This window comes from Streptomyces sp. NPDC001315 (assembly GCF_042896175.1).
Lineage (GTDB): Bacteria > Actinomycetota > Actinomycetes > Streptomycetales > Streptomycetaceae > Streptomyces.
In genome coordinates this window covers 40,063-53,876 of the sequence record NZ_JBIAWZ010000013.1, presented here as the reverse complement: position 1 = coordinate 53,876, position 13,814 = coordinate 40,063, and the positions used below count along the sequence as shown (strand labels likewise).

The window sequence follows — 13,814 nt, the reverse complement described above, 5'->3', positions numbered from 1 at the left end:
GGCCGGATCAGGCGTCGAGGCCCGGAACGGGCGCGCCCGACGGCACCCCGGCCTCGACGTATCCCTCGTAGAACTCCTTCCAGGGCGCGCCGGCCCCGGCGTGCGGCCCCTCGGGCCGCTCGCCGCGCGCCTTCGCGTCGAGGGCGGCGAGGCAGACCTCCCAGCCGGCGCCGTTGCGGGCGGCGGTGTCCGCCGCGCCCAGCACATTGGTGAGGGTGAAGCGGGTGCGCTTGTCGTCGACCTCCTCCAGGTCGAAGCGGAGTTCGTCGCCGCCCCACTCGAAGGACAGGTGGCGGGGTGGGTCCACGGCGATGACCCGGCCGGTCGACTCGGGCATGTTCGGGTCGCCGCTGAAGGTGATGGTGCCGCCGGGACGCAGCTCGATCTCGGCGCGGGAGGGGAACCACTGGGCGAGTTCGTCGGCGTCGGTGACGAACCGCCAGACACGGTCGAGCGGGTGGCCGTAGGTGCGGCTGAAGCTGACGGCGGGGCGGCCGTCGTCGAGGGTCAGGTATGTGCCGGTGAGGTCGGCGGACATGCTGGATCAGTCCTTCGCGGAGGGTTCCTCGGGGTCGTTGAGGTCGTCCGGTGTCTCGTCGAGGCGGCGGCCCAGGGCGTCCAGGCTGGTGTTCCACAGCTTGCGGTAGGGGGCCAGCCAGGTGTCGAGCTCGGCGATCGGGGCCGGGTCGAGGGCGTAGACACGGCGCTGCGCGTCGTGCCGTACCCGCACCAGACCGGCGTCACGCAGCACCCGCAGGTGCTTGGACGTGCTCGGCTGGCTCAGACGGCATGCCTCCACGATCTCGCCGACGGGCCGCGGCCGCTCGAGGAGCAGCGCGACGATGGCCCGTCGGTGCGGATCGGCCAGGGCGGTCCAGAGCGAGGCATCGGACATGGCCCCAATATGCCTCTACGGTTATATTCCCGTCAAGGAATGTATGTCGCGGCCCAGCGACTCCAGGACTCCCCGCCCCCGCAACACGGCCGACCCCGTCGGTCTCGAGGCCCCACTGCGCATGCCCGACCCTCTCCCGCAGCGAAACGTTGCCGTTTCGCTGAAACTGATTTAGCCTTGATGTGTACGAAACCGTTTCGTTCACGACTTGGCAAAGCCGACTTTCCCTGGAGTGCTTCCCCCATGTCCCAGAAGACCCTGACCGATGACACCCGTTCGGGTGCCGTGGAGGTGCCGCCCGGGGCCTCCCCGAAGCGGTGGTGGATCCTCGCGATCATCGCCGTCGCACAGCTGATGGTCGTCCTGGACGCGACCATCGTGAACATCGCCCTGCCGTCGGCCCAGGCCGACCTCGGCTTCTCCGACGGCAACCGGCAGTGGATCGTCACCGCGTACGCGCTCGCGTTCGCCTCCCTGCTCCTGCTCGGCGGACGCATCGCCGACCTCTTCGGCCGCAAGCCGGCCTTCCTCATCGGCGTCGTCGGCTTCGCCGCCGTGTCCGCGCTCGGCGGTGCCGCGAACGGCTTCGGAATGCTGGTCACGGCACGTGCCCTCCAGGGCGCCTTCGGCGCGCTTCTCGCGCCCGCCGCGCTGTCGCTGCTGAACACGACGTTCACCGACGCCCGTGAGCGCGCCAAGGCGTTCAGCGTGTACGGCGCCATCGCCGGTGCGGGCGGTGCGGTCGGCCTGCTGCTCGGCGGTGTCCTGACCGACGCCTTCGACTGGCGCTGGACGCTCTACGTCAACGTCGCCATCGCCGTCGTCGCCTTCGTGGGCGGCTGGCTGCTGCTCACCAACCACCGCGACGCCACGAACTCCAAGCTGGACGTGCCGGGCACGGTACTGGTCGCCGCCGGTCTGTTCTCCCTGGTGTACGGCTTCTCCAACGCCGAGACGCACGACTGGAACTCCCCCGCGACCTGGGGCTTCCTGATCGTCGGCGGTCTGCTGCTGGCCGCCTTCGCCTGGTGGCAGACCCGCTCGTCACACCCGCTGCTGCCGCTGCGCATCCTGCTCGACCGCAACCGCGCGGCCTCGTACCTGGCCGTGCTGATCTCCGGCGCGGGCATGTTCGGCGTGTTCCTCTTCCTCACCTACTACCTGCAGTTGAACCTGGGATTCAGCCCGACGAAGACCGGTGTGGCGTTCCTGCCGATGGTCGCGGCGCTGATGGTGGCGGCGCAGCTCGGCACCACGGCCCTGGTGCCGCGGATCGGTCCGAAGGCCGTCATCCCGCTGGGCTTCGCGATCGCCGCGGTCGGCATGGCCTGGCTGACCGGGATCGGCGTCGGCTCGCACTACGCGAGCGCGGTGCTGCCGCAGCTGATCGTGATCGGCCTGGGTCTCGGCCTGGTGATGCCTCCGGCCATGCAGCTGGCCACCGGCGGGGTGGCCGCCGAGGACGCGGGTGTGGCCTCCGCGACGGTCAACGCCATGCAGCAGGTGGGCGGTTCGATCGGTACGGCGCTGCTGAACACGCTCGCCGCGAGTGCCGCGACCGACTACCTGGCGGGGAAGAACCCGGCCGACAAGCTGGTCCAGGCGCAGGCGACGATCGAGAGCTACACCACCGCCTTCTGGTGGTCGGCCGGCTTCTTCGCGGCCGGCGCGGTGATCGGGTTCCTGGTGTACCGCCGTGGCGTGCCGCAGCAGGACGCCGACGCTCCTCAGGTCATCCACATGTGATCAGCCGCCCGTGACCGAGGGGCCGCCGTCCTCAGGGAGACGGCGGCCCCTCCGTCCGGTGGCGCACGCACGTCGGGCCGCGTGCCTGGGTATTCAAACCCCCATGAGAATCAGCGTGGTGGATGTGGGCTCCAACACGGTCCGGTTGGTCGTGGCGGACGCGGAGGGCGGGGTACCGCTGCCGGTGCACACCGCCAAGTGGCGCCTGCGGTTGTCCGAACAGGTGAGCCCCGGGGAACCGATCCCCGACGACGCCGTCGAGCGGCTGGTCGACGCGGTCGCCGAAGCGAGCCGGACCGCGACCCGGTGGGGCGCGGCCGCACCGCTCGCATTCGCGACCGCGGTGGTACGCAACGCCCCGAACCGGCAGCAGGTGTTGCGGGCCGTCGGGACCGGAACGGGCGTCGCGCTGTGCACCCTGCCGGGTGAGGTGGAGGCCGAGCTGACGTTCCTCGGGGCCCGGCGCTGGATGGGCTGGCGGTCCGGGCCGCTGGCGCTGCTGGACATCGGCGGCGGTTCGTTCGACGTGGCCTTCGGGCGCGGCCGGTTACCGGACTTCGTGGCCTCGCTGCCGCTCGGGGCCGGCCGGCTCACCCATGAGTTCTTCGCGGACTGCCAGGATCCGCCCGGCCCGGAGCGGGTGCGTGCCCTGCGGCGCGGGGTGCGCCATCAACTGCGGGACGTGGCGGCGCGTATCCGCTGGGAGGGGCCGCGCACCGCGGTGGCCACCTCACGCACCTTCCAGCAGCTGGGCCGGCTGTGCGGAGCCGCGCCTGGACGCAACGGCCCCTTCGTGGAACGGCAGTTGTACCGCTCGGACCTGCGTGGGGCGATCGGCCGGCTGGCCGCGCTGCCCGCCGCGGAACGCGCCCGCCTCCCCGGCATCTCCGCGCCGCGGGCGGCACAGAGCCTGGCCGGCGCGGTGGTGGGGCACACCGCGATGAAGCTGACGGGACTCACCGCAGTCACCGTCTGTCCCTGGGCGATCCGCGAAGGAGTCCTCCTACGGCACATCGAGGACGGACCTTCCTGGTGGGCGGAGGTCACCCGCCGCAGCGAGGAGGCCGATGCCCCGGACCCGGTGCCGCTCCACGTCGCGACGGCGTCGAGCTGACGCACCGGTGCACCGGGCGCGGCTCTCGTCGGTCCGCCGTCGGGCAGTTCGACGGCGCGGCTGCCATCGCCTCCCACCGTCGGGCAGTTCGACACCGTCGGGAACCACCGGGCCGCGTACGGCGTCGACCCCAGTCGGCCCTTGTCGGCGCAGCGGCCGCTATCCCTGACGCGACACCAGCCACCACACGAAGAGGCAAGTCAATAAGTCGAGTCGAAAGTTCACCGGTTCGAGTGAACAAGATCGTATGCCCGGCTGGACAGGGATGGCCCTCGCCCCGACGGGGTAACTACGGAGATCAAATGCCCCCCTGCCGCGGTGGAGCACACATGACTCCGCAAGCCCAAGTCCAGGCCCACGACCGCGACCCGCCCCCGAACACCTGCGCCCGTACCCGGGCGCTCGGTTCGTTCACCGTGGTCGAGGTGACGGGAGAGGTGGACCTCGCCACCGCGTACCTGGTCGCCGAGCACCTGGACGCCGCGACCGCGCCCCCGGAACCGAACGTGCTGGTGGATCTGCGGCCCGCCGACTTCCTCGACTGCTCGGCGCTGCGCGTGCTGTGCCGGGCCGAGAAGCGGGCCCGGGAGCGCGGCGGCAGCCTGCGGGTCGTCTCCGACGATCCGCGCGTGCGCCGGCTGCTCGGCGCAGCGGGCCTGCTGGGCCGTTTTCCGCTGCTCCCCCGGCTGCCCGGGGAGTCGAATGATGCCAAGTGATTACCAGGGGTCGGCGGGCGGCCCCACTCCGCCCGGCCGACCCCTGGTGCGAGATCGCAGCGGCCCCGCGAACAGGGCTCGCACTCCCCACCTGCGGGCCTCTCGTATCGCTCACGGCCGCACGATCCCGGTCCTTCAGAACTCGAACACGCTGGTCCCATAGGAGTTCTTCACGCACTCGTTGGCGAAGGTGCGCTCATAGGAGACGCGCTTGCCCTGCCAGACACCGTCGACCGTGACGACCACGGGCGCGTACTGCTTGGTGCACTGCGCGTCCTGTCTGCTTGCCAGGGCGTCGGGGTTCCCGCCGGCACCGCGTAGTTCGGCGCAGGCCAGGGCGGCGGCCGGATGGGTGCCGGACGCCGTCGGGGCACAGGTCAGGGTGACCGCCCGCGCCGGGGTCGCGGCGGCGGCGCTCTCGCCGTGCCCCACGGTGAGCACCAGGGCGGACGGGGCGTAGAGCGAGGTCGCAGTGGCGTCCTGGGCGGCGACGGAGGCCCCGGTCAGGGGTCCGCAGACGGCGGCGGCCGCAAGGCCGAGGGTCGCTGCCAGACGCGCGGTGTTCCGCATTGTGTGCATCCTTCCGCTCGATTCGAGGTGGTGCCGACCGCGGCCCGGTGGGTGCCGCGGCGGCGAGCGCGAGTCTGCCGAGTCCGTCGCCGGAACACACATCCGACCCACCGGTTTCAGTAACCTTGCGTGTTGAATCAGTGGCGTGAAGTCACGGAATTCGCACGCGTCAACCGCTCAACCGGGCGGTTCCTCTTCCGTCGAACCGGTCAGATGGCCTGATTCCCTGCGCCCGTTAATCGTCCTGAAACATTCCGCTTCCGCTCTCGGCTGACTCCTCCGCAACCCCTTGTGTTCATGTTCGAGCGGAGTAATCGTCATTACATGATTACGACAGAGCAACGAGAGAAGCTGCGCGGCTGGTTCGCCGGCCGTCTGCCCGACGACCTCTTCGAGGAGCTGACCGAGGTGACGGTCGACCGCGAGGAGATCACCGTGATCGGCCGCATCCCCGAACCCCGGCTGGCCGAGGACGCCCCGGCGGCCGAGCGGGAAGCGGCCGTGCGCAGCCGTATCCAGGAGTTCCGGGAGCGCACCCGCGAGGCTCGGATGGCGGTGGCGCGCGAGGCCGAGCACCGCTTCGACCGCAAGGTCTCCTGGGGTGTGCGGTGCGGCGCGGAGCGCGCCCTGTTCACGCACGTCGCCGCGCCCGTGATGACCCGGCTGCGCCAGCCCGAGCGCCAGGTCCTCGACACCCTGATCGCCGGCGGGGTCGCCCGTAGCCGCAGTGACGCCCTCGCCTGGTGTGTGCGGCTGGTCCAGCGCCACACCGACGACTGGCTCGCAGAACTGCGGGACTCCCTCGAACACGTCCAGCGGGTCCGGGCGCAGGGACCGGACACCGAGCCCGAAGACGACCGGGCCGACGAGGAGTGAGCGCGAACCGGCCCCGATCCTCAAGGAGTCGGCGGCCGGGTCGTGAGTCGTGGAGCGGACCGGCCCCGGCGGGCGGACCCGTGCCTACCCGCCAGTATCGTCGGCGTGCAGCGTGTGCTCGACGACGAGAGGCGGGACGTACGCATGGCCAAGCACTGGGCGGACTTTCAGTACGAGATCTATCTGAACGGGATGACGGGTGCGGTCCCCCGGCTGCCCACCGATCTGACCCGGCTGGAGGAGCTGACCGAGCAGCGGCTCGGCCCCGGCCCGGTCGGCTACGTCGCCGGCAGCGCGGGTGACGGCAGTACGGCCCGCGCCAACCGGGCGGCCCTGGAACGCCGCCGGATCGTGCCGCGCATGCTGCGGGACGTGCACGAGCGCGATCTCTCGGTGGAGGTGCTGGGCCGCCCGCTGCCCGCCCCGCTGGCGCTGGCGCCGGTCGGCGTGCTGTCGATCATGCACCCGGACGCCGAGTCCGCCGCCGCCCGGGCCGCGGCCGCGCAGGGCGTGCCGTACATCCTGTCCTCGGCGTCCAGCACGCCCATGGAACAGGTCGCGGAGGCGATGGGGGACGCCGAGCGCTGGTTCCAGCTGTACTGGGCCAAGGACCGGGAGGTGACCCGGAGCTTCCTGAACCGGGCGAAGGCGGCCGGGTACACGGCTCTGGTGGTCACGCTGGACACCCCGCTGCTGGCCTGGCGGCCCCGCGACCTGGACCAGGCGTACCTGCCGTTCCTGCACGGCGTGGGCACCGCCAACTACTTCTCGGACCCGGCCTTTCAGGCGGGCCTGGCCAAGCCGGTGCACGAGGACCCGAACGCGGCGGTGATGCACTTCGTCGGCATGTTCGCGGACCCCGGCAAGACCTGGCCGGACCTGGCGTTCCTGCGGGAGAACTGGGACGGCCCGATCGTGCTGAAGGGCGTCCTGCACCCGGACGACGCCCGGCTCGCGGCCGACGCCGGCATGGACGGGGTGGTGGTGTCGAACCACGGCGGCCGGCAGGTGGCCGGTTCGGTGGCCGCGGCCGATGCGCTGCCGCGGGTGGCGGAGGCGGTCGGCGACCGCCTCACGGTCCTGTTCGACAGCGGGATCCGTACCGGCGACGACGTCTTCAAGGCGCTCGCGCTCGGCGCCCGGGCGGTGCTCCTCGGCCGGCCGTACGTCTACGGCCTCGGCCTCGACGGGCGGTCCGGCGTCGAGCACGTGATCCGCTGCCTCCTCGCCGAACTCGACCTGACCCTCGCCCTGTCCGGCCACTCGGGCCCCGCCACCGTCGGCGCCGCGGACCTCGTCGAGGACACCGCGTGCCCGCGAGCGGCCGCGGGGCGTGGTGAGCCGGCTCCTTACGCCGTCCGGTCCGAGAGCTCGACCGGTTGCGCGGACGGGGCGTCACTCCCGGTGATCGACAATGAACCGGGGCCGGCCGACGCCGCGGCGGTCAGCCAGCGCTGACCGGTGGAGCCGTCCCGGACCTTGACGACGATGTCGGCGCCCGGGTCCTCGCCCGCGGTGGCGAGGGCGAGGGTCTGGTCCCAGCGGGGCAGCAACTCGCCCTGGACGGTGAGGTCGTAGCGCACGTCGTCGCCCCGCGCGTCCTTCTCGGCGGCGCACGTGCCGAGGATGACGACACCGGCGTCCGCGCGCGAGTCCAGGCACAGCTCCGGGTCGGCCACGCTGCGCAACAGCCCGTCGTTCTCGTACGACCACTGCTGGGTCCAGGCCGACGAGCACACCGCGAGTTCGACGGCCGCTCCCGCCTGGTCCTGACCGCCGATGTCGAGGCACAGGTCGGCGGCCGCGTTGCGCAGTCTGGTCTGCCGCGGCGCTGTGGGCAGTTGGGCGGTTCCCGGCGCTGCGGTGGTGGCGGCCGACGCGGACTGGGAGTCGGTGCCGGGGGCCGTGACGCGACCGTCGGTGACGCTGGTGGAGGCGGCCGGGTCGACGCCACCGTCGTCGCCCGGCCAGAGTCCCACGACGAGCAGGGTCGTCAGCATCCCGGCCGAGGCGAGGCCGACGCCGGTGCGAAGCGCCCGCGGCGAGCGTGTCCCGTCCGGCGACCGGCGGGCAGGCAGGGGGATGCGGGCCAGGATGCGGTGGCGGGCCGCGCGGCGGGAGCCCCCGCCGCCGTGCCGGGCGGAGCCACGGGTACGGGCGCCGGGCTGGGCGGAGCGGCCCGGGCGCGACTCGAGATAGCGGCGGGCGCCCCAGCCGAGCACCGATTCGGCGAGCAGGACTCCCAGCCCGCTCTCGAAAAGGCCGAGTTGTTCGGCGGCGGAACGGCAGTAGCGGCACTCCGACAGATGCCGTCGGACATCCGGCAGCAGAGCGCCACCGCGGCGCATCGGAACGTCGAGAAGCCGGTTGTAGAAGCGGCATTCGTCGGTCGGCGCGAGTTCCCGATGGGCGCGCACGCAGCCCTCGCGGAATTTGTCCCGGGCCTGTTCCAGCACGGCCGAAGCGGAGTCGACGTCCATGCCCAGCAGCCCCGCGGGGACGGTTATGGGCTCCGCCTCGACCTCGGTGTGCCAGAGCAGGCACTGGGCGGCAGGCGGAAGGGACTGGAACGACCGCTGGGCCAGCTCACGGTTTTCGGCGGTCATTGACGTGGCGGCCCGCATGCCGCGCCCCCCGGCGGGTTTCTGCAACTCCGGCAGAACTCCCGTTATTCGCTCCGCGGCGGCCCAGTGCCGGACGGTGTCCCGCACGGTCACCAGCAGCCGGGGGCGCAGCGCGGCGGCGGGCTCGCCCAGATTGAGGCGGTCGAAGACCTGGTGGAACGCGGCCCCGGTGACCATGGCGGCGATCTGCGCCGAGGAGGCCAGGCAGATGGCCGCGTAGGCGTGCACCGGCTGCCAGTGCCGGGCGATGAGCAGCGCGGTCGACTGGGCGACCTCGGCGTCCGGGCCACCCCTCATCCGAAGGGCGAGGGACTCGTCGGACTCTCCGGGTTCCCCGCCGGGCGGGGGGTAGGGCGGTCGAGGGGGGTGGGGGGTGGGCACTGAGCGGATTCCTTCCCACGCGCGCGTGAGCACACAGAAGTTCTGGTCGCCGAAAGGCGCGCTCGGTTGACGCGTACCTTTCAGGCGAGCGCGGGGGAAGGCGAATTCGCCGGGCGCGCACCGGCTCCGGTTCACCGAAGGACGAATGAAGCCCGGCCGTTACCCCCCGCACGGGTGGTTCAGCCTTGCACAACTCACTCGTGCACAACAAGCTACGAGGGCAACATCCGCCTCTTTGACAATTAGTCAGATACGCGGCCGACTCTCGTCGCCTGCGTGGGTTTTCGACATTCCCTGCGCCCCGGTGAAACAGACGCACCCCCCGGTGCGGCACGCACGCTCCCGGCGCGTGCCCCGGCGTAGTGCACTGGAACAGGCCCTTCCTCGGGGCCCCGCGCAGGACGGTGGTTCTCACGCGCGAAACGGCCGCCGGTCTTGCTCCGCCCGCCCTCGGCCGGCGGCCCCGGGTCGGGCGGCCCCTCGGTTGCCCGGCGTGGTTCAGACTTGCCAGGAGCGCAGCCGGTCGGCCGCGCCGTAGATGTCCGTCTTGCCGCTCATCAGGTCACGGGCGAGGTCGACGAGCGCGCCGTAGGGCGGGTCGACACCGACGCCGCTGACGAACATGTATGCCACGGCGGTCGCAGCGGCGAACCGGGCGTTGGCCGCGGGCAGGGGCTTGAGCAGCGCGAGGGTGTGCAGCAGGGCGGCAGCCCGCCAGGCCGGGTCGGAGTCCACGCCGAGGCGCGGCGGGTCGACGCGGTGGCGGGCGACGGCGGCCACCAACGCCGAGAAGTCGTTGATCGTCGGCTGCTCCGGGAGAACTTCCTCATGGCGCTGCAGCAGCCAGGGCACGTCGATGTGGATGACTGGGGGCATCGGTTCAGGCGGCCCGTCCTTCGCCCTTGGCGGGCGGTTCGTCGTCGGGGAACGCGGCTGCGAATTCGTCGGCGTGGGCGGAGAAGAAGCGGCGGAAGGCCTCCGCGCCCTCCTGCAACGCCCGGTGCCGGGCTATGTCGGCCGCGGCCGCCTCGCGTACGAGGGCTTTCATCGACGTACCGCGCTCCTTGGCGATCTGCCGCAGGTCCTCTAGCTCGCGGTCGCTGAACTCCACATTGAGAGCTGGCATGCCCCTCACGGTACCGCGCGGGTACTTACTCGTAAATATCGGCAGGTCAAGAGCACATTGCTACGGTACCTGAGGACCGACATCCAGTCCGTTCTCCGCCGGTCACGCGCCGCGCGCGGCGGCAGACTCATAGCCGTAGCAGTCGAGACTTCCTCATGGTGGAGCAGCGGCCACGGGCCCGGTCCCGGGGTGTGGCGACCCCGCTCCGGCAGGGCCACGGCCTGGTGTTCACCCCCGCGACCGGCCGGTGCGCACGCGGCGCGGCCGGTCGGCCGGAGGGATGCGGCACGGGGTCAGCACCGTGCACTCCGGCCGACGGCATGCGCTGGGTCTGGTCTTCCACGACGCGTCGTGAGCGTCGCCTAGCTGTGCGCCCACAGCCCCCTGCGCCGGTAACTTCCCTGCCAGAAAACCCGGTTGAGGACACGGACCGGCGGCGGCATGGAGTCCAGGAAGGTGGCCCGGTCGGCGGGCGAGATGCCGTCCACGATCCACGGCACGAACACCGCGGCCCCGCGCAGTCCCTGGGTCTCGCGGATGCGGCCTGTGAAGGCGGCCCAGTCCGCGGCGGTCAGGACGTCCTGGACCAGGGGCAGGGCGCTGTCCTCCTCGTGCTTGAGGTGGTCGGCGAGGGTGGCCGTCAACGCCCGTACGAAGTCGGGCAGTTCGGTCGCCCGATCGTCCAGTGCGGTGTCGACGGCGGCCAGCAGCGGGTCGATCCGGGAGTGCTCGGCCTCCATGTCGTCGAGCAGGGCGAGGGAGCGCGGGTGGCCGGCGACGCGCTCACGCACCCTCGGCCACAGGTCGCTGTCCTCGGCGGTGTGGTGGATGTGCAGCTGGTGCTTGAAGTTCTCCCACCCGGCGCGGACCGGGGCGGTGCCGGCCCTGCCGTCGGCGACGGCTTCGGCGAGGCGCTCCAGATCGCGCCGGAAGGCGTCGTGGGAGGCGAACATGGCGGTGAAGTCGATGGTCATCGCGCGACTTCCTTCAGTTCGGGTTCGGAAGGTTCGGACACGGGCAGGGCGTGCGGGTTGGCGGACGGGCCGCGGTGACGTCGTACGGCGAGGCAGGCCAGCGCTCCGGCCAGCAGGACGGCGGCGGAGACGTACACGGCCGGTCCCATCGCGTCGACGAAGCCGTGGCCGAAGACCTGGCCGCCCAGGGCGCGCATACGCTCGGCGACGTCGTGCGGCACCCCGTCGGGGACGCCGCTCTGCTGCTGGGCGTCGACGTCGGTCTCGGCCCGGGAGAAGGCGCCGACGAACGCGTCGCGGTACGCGGCCGGCAGGCTCCCCGCGCTCTCGCGGGCGCGGTCGGTCAGCGCCGACGACAGCTGGGCCTGGAGCACGGCACCGACGACGGCGCCGGCGAGCACCGAGCCGACCTGCCGGAGGGCGTTGGTGACGCCCGACGCGGCTCCGGACAGCCGGGCCGGGACGTTGCGCATGACCTCGGTGGCCATCGGCGCGAAGGTGCAGCCGACGCCGAGGCCGGTGAGGAACAGCGGCGCGACGAGGTGCGTCCAGGGCGTGCCCACGTCGGCCTCGGCCACCGACCAGGTCAGTCCGCCCGCCCAGGCGAGCAGCCCGCCCATCAGGATGTACTTGCCGCCGATCCGGTCGGCGAGCGCCCCGGCCGGCCCCGCCATCACGAACGAGCCGAGTGCCACCGGCAGCAGCACCAGGCCGGACTTGAGCGCGCTGAAGCCCAGCACGGACTGCAGGTAGATCGTCAGCGGCAGGAACATCCCCACGACCCCGAACGACACCGTCACGCCCACGAAGTTGATGAAAGTGAAGTTGCGGTCCCGGAAGAGCGAGAACGGAACGAGGGGTTCCTCGTTCTGCCGGCCGCGCTCGTGCAGCAGGAAGCCCGCGAAGAGGACGGCGGCCAGGACGATCAGGCCCCAGATCCAGCGGTTCCAGTGGTACCGCTGGCCTTCCGTGAGCCCGAAGGCCAGGCAGAACAGGGCACTTGAGGCAAGCAGTACGCCTACGGTGCCGAATCGGTGCCGGACCGGGCGCCTGGCACCCGGGATGATCGTGGCCGTCAGCAGCAGGACGACCGCACCGAGTGGCAGGTTGACGAAGAAGATCCATCGCCAGGAGAGGTGGGTGATCAGGGCGCCGCCGAGAATCGGCCCGAGCGCGCCGGAGACGCCGGCGACCGCCCCCCAGACGCCCATCGCCACGCCGCGCCGGTCGGCCGGGAACACCTCGGCGATGATCGACAGGGTCTGTGGCATGAGCAGTGCCGCGCCCACGCCCTGCACCGCCCGGAAGGCGATGAGCTGCGCCGGGTCCTGGGCGAGGCCGCAGGCGAGGCTCGCGAGGGTGAACACGGCGACGCCGGCGGCGAACAGGTTCCGTTTGCCGCGCAGGTCGCCGAGACGGCCGCCGGTGATGAGCAGGACGGCCAGGACGAGGGTGTAGGCGTTGACGACCCACAGGATCTGGTCGAGGGACGCGTTCAGATCCTGACCCAGGTCGGGGATCGCGATGTTCACGATGGTCAGGTCGAGGAGTGTCATGAAAAACCCGAGAGAGAGCGTGATGAGGATCGCCCACGGGTTGCCGTGCCATTTCTTGAACACGATGCCGGTCTCCTTGTGTCGGGACTCGCGTTCAAGAGGCGGGGTCGGAGGGCGGGTGTGACGCGCCGGGATTTCACTGAGACGTACGTCACATTTCGCGCGCTCGACGTCACATTCGGGCTCCTCCGGCCCTCCCAGTACTGAGCGCGTGACCGGGGAGGCCCACGTATGACGGAACGTCCTGTCAGCCCTGACACCGACGACCAGCTGCACCAGGCGACCGAGGACTTCCTCCGCCATCGGGAGCTGCTGTTCGGCGTGGTCTACAACATGCTCGGCAGCGTCGCCGACACCGAGGACGTCCTGCAGGAGACCTGGCTGTCATGGACGTCCCGCGGCACCGGCAGCCGGCTCGCCACGGTGACCAATGCGCGCGCCTATCTGGTCCGTATCGCCGTCAACCACGCGCTGAAGCGGCAGGCGGCGATCAGCCGTCGCCGGGAGACCTACGTCGGCCCGTGGCTGCCCGAGCCGCTGGTCGCCGAAACCGGCGGCGACACCGAGGATCCGGCCCTGCGCGAGGAGTCCGTCTCGCTGGCGATGCTGGTGGTCCTTCAGTCGCTGACGCCGCTGGAGCGCGCGGTGTTCGTGCTGGGCGAGGTCTTCGGGTACGCCCACACCGAGATCGCGGAGATCATCGAGCGCACTCCGGCCGCCGTACGGCAGCTCGCGCACCGCGCGCGGGGTCATGTGCACGCCCGGCGACCGCTGTACGAGACGCATCCGCGGGTGCGGCGGGAGGCGACGGAGCGGTTCGTGCGGGCCGCGCTGGGCGGGGACATCGGCGCGCTGATGGAGATCCTGGCGCCGGACGTCACGGTGTGGACGGACGGCGGCGGCAACCGCAAGCCGGCCGGGCTGCGCCCGGTGCACGGCCGCGCCAAGGCGGTCCGGCTCATCACCTCGTACGCGGCCCGGCGCGGACCGCGGAATCTCGACCTGCGCTACCGCCGGGTCAACGGAGACGACGCGGCGGTGCTGTTCCAGGGCGACGCCCCGTACGCGGTGATGGTCATGGACCTCACCCCCGAGGGCGACCAGGTGTCCGGCGTCTACATCGTGACCAACCCCGAGAAGCTCACGCACGTGCACAAGGCCGAAGGCGATGACGAGGGCGAGGCATGAGTGCAGCGGTGGGGTCCGACAGTGCCGGACCCCACCGGAGCGGTCCGG

At 71.7% G+C, this 13,814-nt stretch carries 14 protein-coding genes and 1 pseudogene; 7 read left to right on the top strand and 8 right to left on the bottom strand.

Annotation, left to right across the window (positions count from 1 at the left end; translation table 11 throughout):
* Positions 1–7: 7 nt before the first annotated feature.
* Positions 8–538, bottom strand: a complete 531-nt coding sequence (locus ACFY16_RS29225) for an SRPBCC family protein (RefSeq protein WP_390650169.1) — start codon at positions 536–538, stop codon at positions 8–10.
* A gap of 6 nt (positions 539–544) precedes the next feature.
* Positions 545–895 carry an ArsR/SmtB family transcription factor gene (locus ACFY16_RS29220; protein ID WP_390650168.1) on the bottom strand — a complete coding sequence of 117 codons (351 nt, stop codon included), beginning with the start codon at positions 893–895 and terminating at the stop codon, positions 545–547.
* A gap of 243 nt (positions 896–1,138) precedes the next feature.
* Here ACFY16_RS29220 and ACFY16_RS29215 point away from each other — a divergent pair, with 243 nt between their 5' ends.
* The 3 genes from ACFY16_RS29215 to ACFY16_RS29205 all read left to right on the top strand — a co-directional run bounded on the left by ACFY16_RS29215 (position 1,139) and on the right by ACFY16_RS29205 (position 4,471).
* Positions 1,139–2,641 carry an MFS transporter gene (locus ACFY16_RS29215; RefSeq protein ID WP_390650167.1) on the top strand — a complete coding sequence of 501 codons (1,503 nt, stop codon included), beginning with the start codon at positions 1,139–1,141 and terminating at the stop codon, positions 2,639–2,641.
* Positions 2,642–2,744: 103 nt separating this feature from the next.
* Positions 2,745–3,755 carry a Ppx/GppA family phosphatase gene (locus ACFY16_RS29210; protein ID WP_390650166.1) on the top strand — a complete coding sequence of 337 codons (1,011 nt, stop codon included), beginning with the start codon at positions 2,745–2,747 and terminating at the stop codon, positions 3,753–3,755.
* A 329-nt stretch (positions 3,756–4,084) separates the two neighbouring features.
* Positions 4,085–4,471, top strand: coding sequence for an STAS domain-containing protein (locus ACFY16_RS29205; protein ID WP_390650165.1), 387 nt, complete (start codon positions 4,085–4,087; stop codon positions 4,469–4,471).
* Positions 4,472–4,606: 135 nt separating this feature from the next.
* On the opposite strand, the gene ACFY16_RS29200 is transcribed toward ACFY16_RS29205, so the two are convergent.
* Positions 4,607–5,041: a protease inhibitor gene (locus tag ACFY16_RS29200; RefSeq protein WP_390650164.1), complete on the bottom strand. Its 435-nt coding sequence runs from the start codon at positions 5,039–5,041 to the stop codon at positions 4,607–4,609.
* A gap of 324 nt (positions 5,042–5,365) precedes the next feature.
* Between ACFY16_RS29200 and ACFY16_RS29195 the strand changes: the two genes are divergently transcribed.
* Both ACFY16_RS29195 and ACFY16_RS29190 read left to right on the top strand, forming a co-directional pair.
* Entirely contained in the window at positions 5,366–5,917 is a 552-nt protein-coding gene (locus ACFY16_RS29195) for a hypothetical protein (protein ID WP_390650163.1), read from the top strand.
* Positions 5,918–6,061: 144 nt separating this feature from the next.
* Positions 6,062–7,375, top strand: a complete 1,314-nt coding sequence (locus ACFY16_RS29190; protein ID WP_390650315.1) for a lactate 2-monooxygenase — start codon at positions 6,062–6,064, stop codon at positions 7,373–7,375.
* On the opposite strand, the gene ACFY16_RS29185 is transcribed toward ACFY16_RS29190, so the two are convergent.
* From ACFY16_RS29185 to ACFY16_RS29175, 3 genes are all read right to left on the bottom strand, one after another.
* Positions 7,267–8,922: a ricin-type beta-trefoil lectin domain protein gene (locus tag ACFY16_RS29185; RefSeq protein ID WP_390650162.1), complete on the bottom strand. Its 1,656-nt coding sequence runs from the start codon at positions 8,920–8,922 to the stop codon at positions 7,267–7,269. The genes ACFY16_RS29190 and ACFY16_RS29185 overlap by 109 nt on opposite strands.
* A 498-nt stretch (positions 8,923–9,420) precedes the next feature.
* Complete coding sequence (locus ACFY16_RS29180; RefSeq protein ID WP_390650161.1) at positions 9,421–9,798, bottom strand: toxin Doc; 378 nt, start codon at positions 9,796–9,798, stop codon at positions 9,421–9,423.
* A gap of 4 nt (positions 9,799–9,802) precedes the next feature.
* Positions 9,803–10,048: a hypothetical protein gene (locus ACFY16_RS29175; protein WP_351137795.1), complete on the bottom strand. Its 246-nt coding sequence runs from the start codon at positions 10,046–10,048 to the stop codon at positions 9,803–9,805.
* A 155-nt stretch (positions 10,049–10,203) separates the two neighbouring features.
* On the opposite strand from ACFY16_RS29175, the pseudogene ACFY16_RS29170 reads away from it, so the two are divergent.
* Positions 10,204–10,403, top strand: a pseudogene (locus ACFY16_RS29170) (2OG-Fe(II) oxygenase).
* A 7-nt stretch (positions 10,404–10,410) separates the two neighbouring features.
* Here the strand turns inward: ACFY16_RS29170 and ACFY16_RS29165 are convergent.
* Positions 10,411–11,022 (bottom strand): hemerythrin domain-containing protein, encoded by a 612-nt coding sequence (locus tag ACFY16_RS29165; protein ID WP_390650160.1) that lies wholly within the window; start codon positions 11,020–11,022, stop codon positions 10,411–10,413.
* Positions 11,019–12,641, bottom strand: a complete 1,623-nt coding sequence (locus ACFY16_RS29160) for a DHA2 family efflux MFS transporter permease subunit (RefSeq protein WP_390650159.1) — start codon at positions 12,639–12,641, stop codon at positions 11,019–11,021. The genes ACFY16_RS29165 and ACFY16_RS29160 overlap by 4 nt, the downstream gene beginning before the upstream one ends.
* 168 nt (positions 12,642–12,809) lie before the next feature.
* On the opposite strand from ACFY16_RS29160, the gene sigJ reads away from it, so the two are divergent.
* A complete protein-coding gene (gene sigJ / locus ACFY16_RS29155; protein WP_390650158.1) occupies positions 12,810–13,766 on the top strand; it encodes an RNA polymerase sigma factor SigJ in 957 nt (318 codons plus the stop codon).
* Positions 13,767–13,814 lie beyond the last annotated feature (48 nt).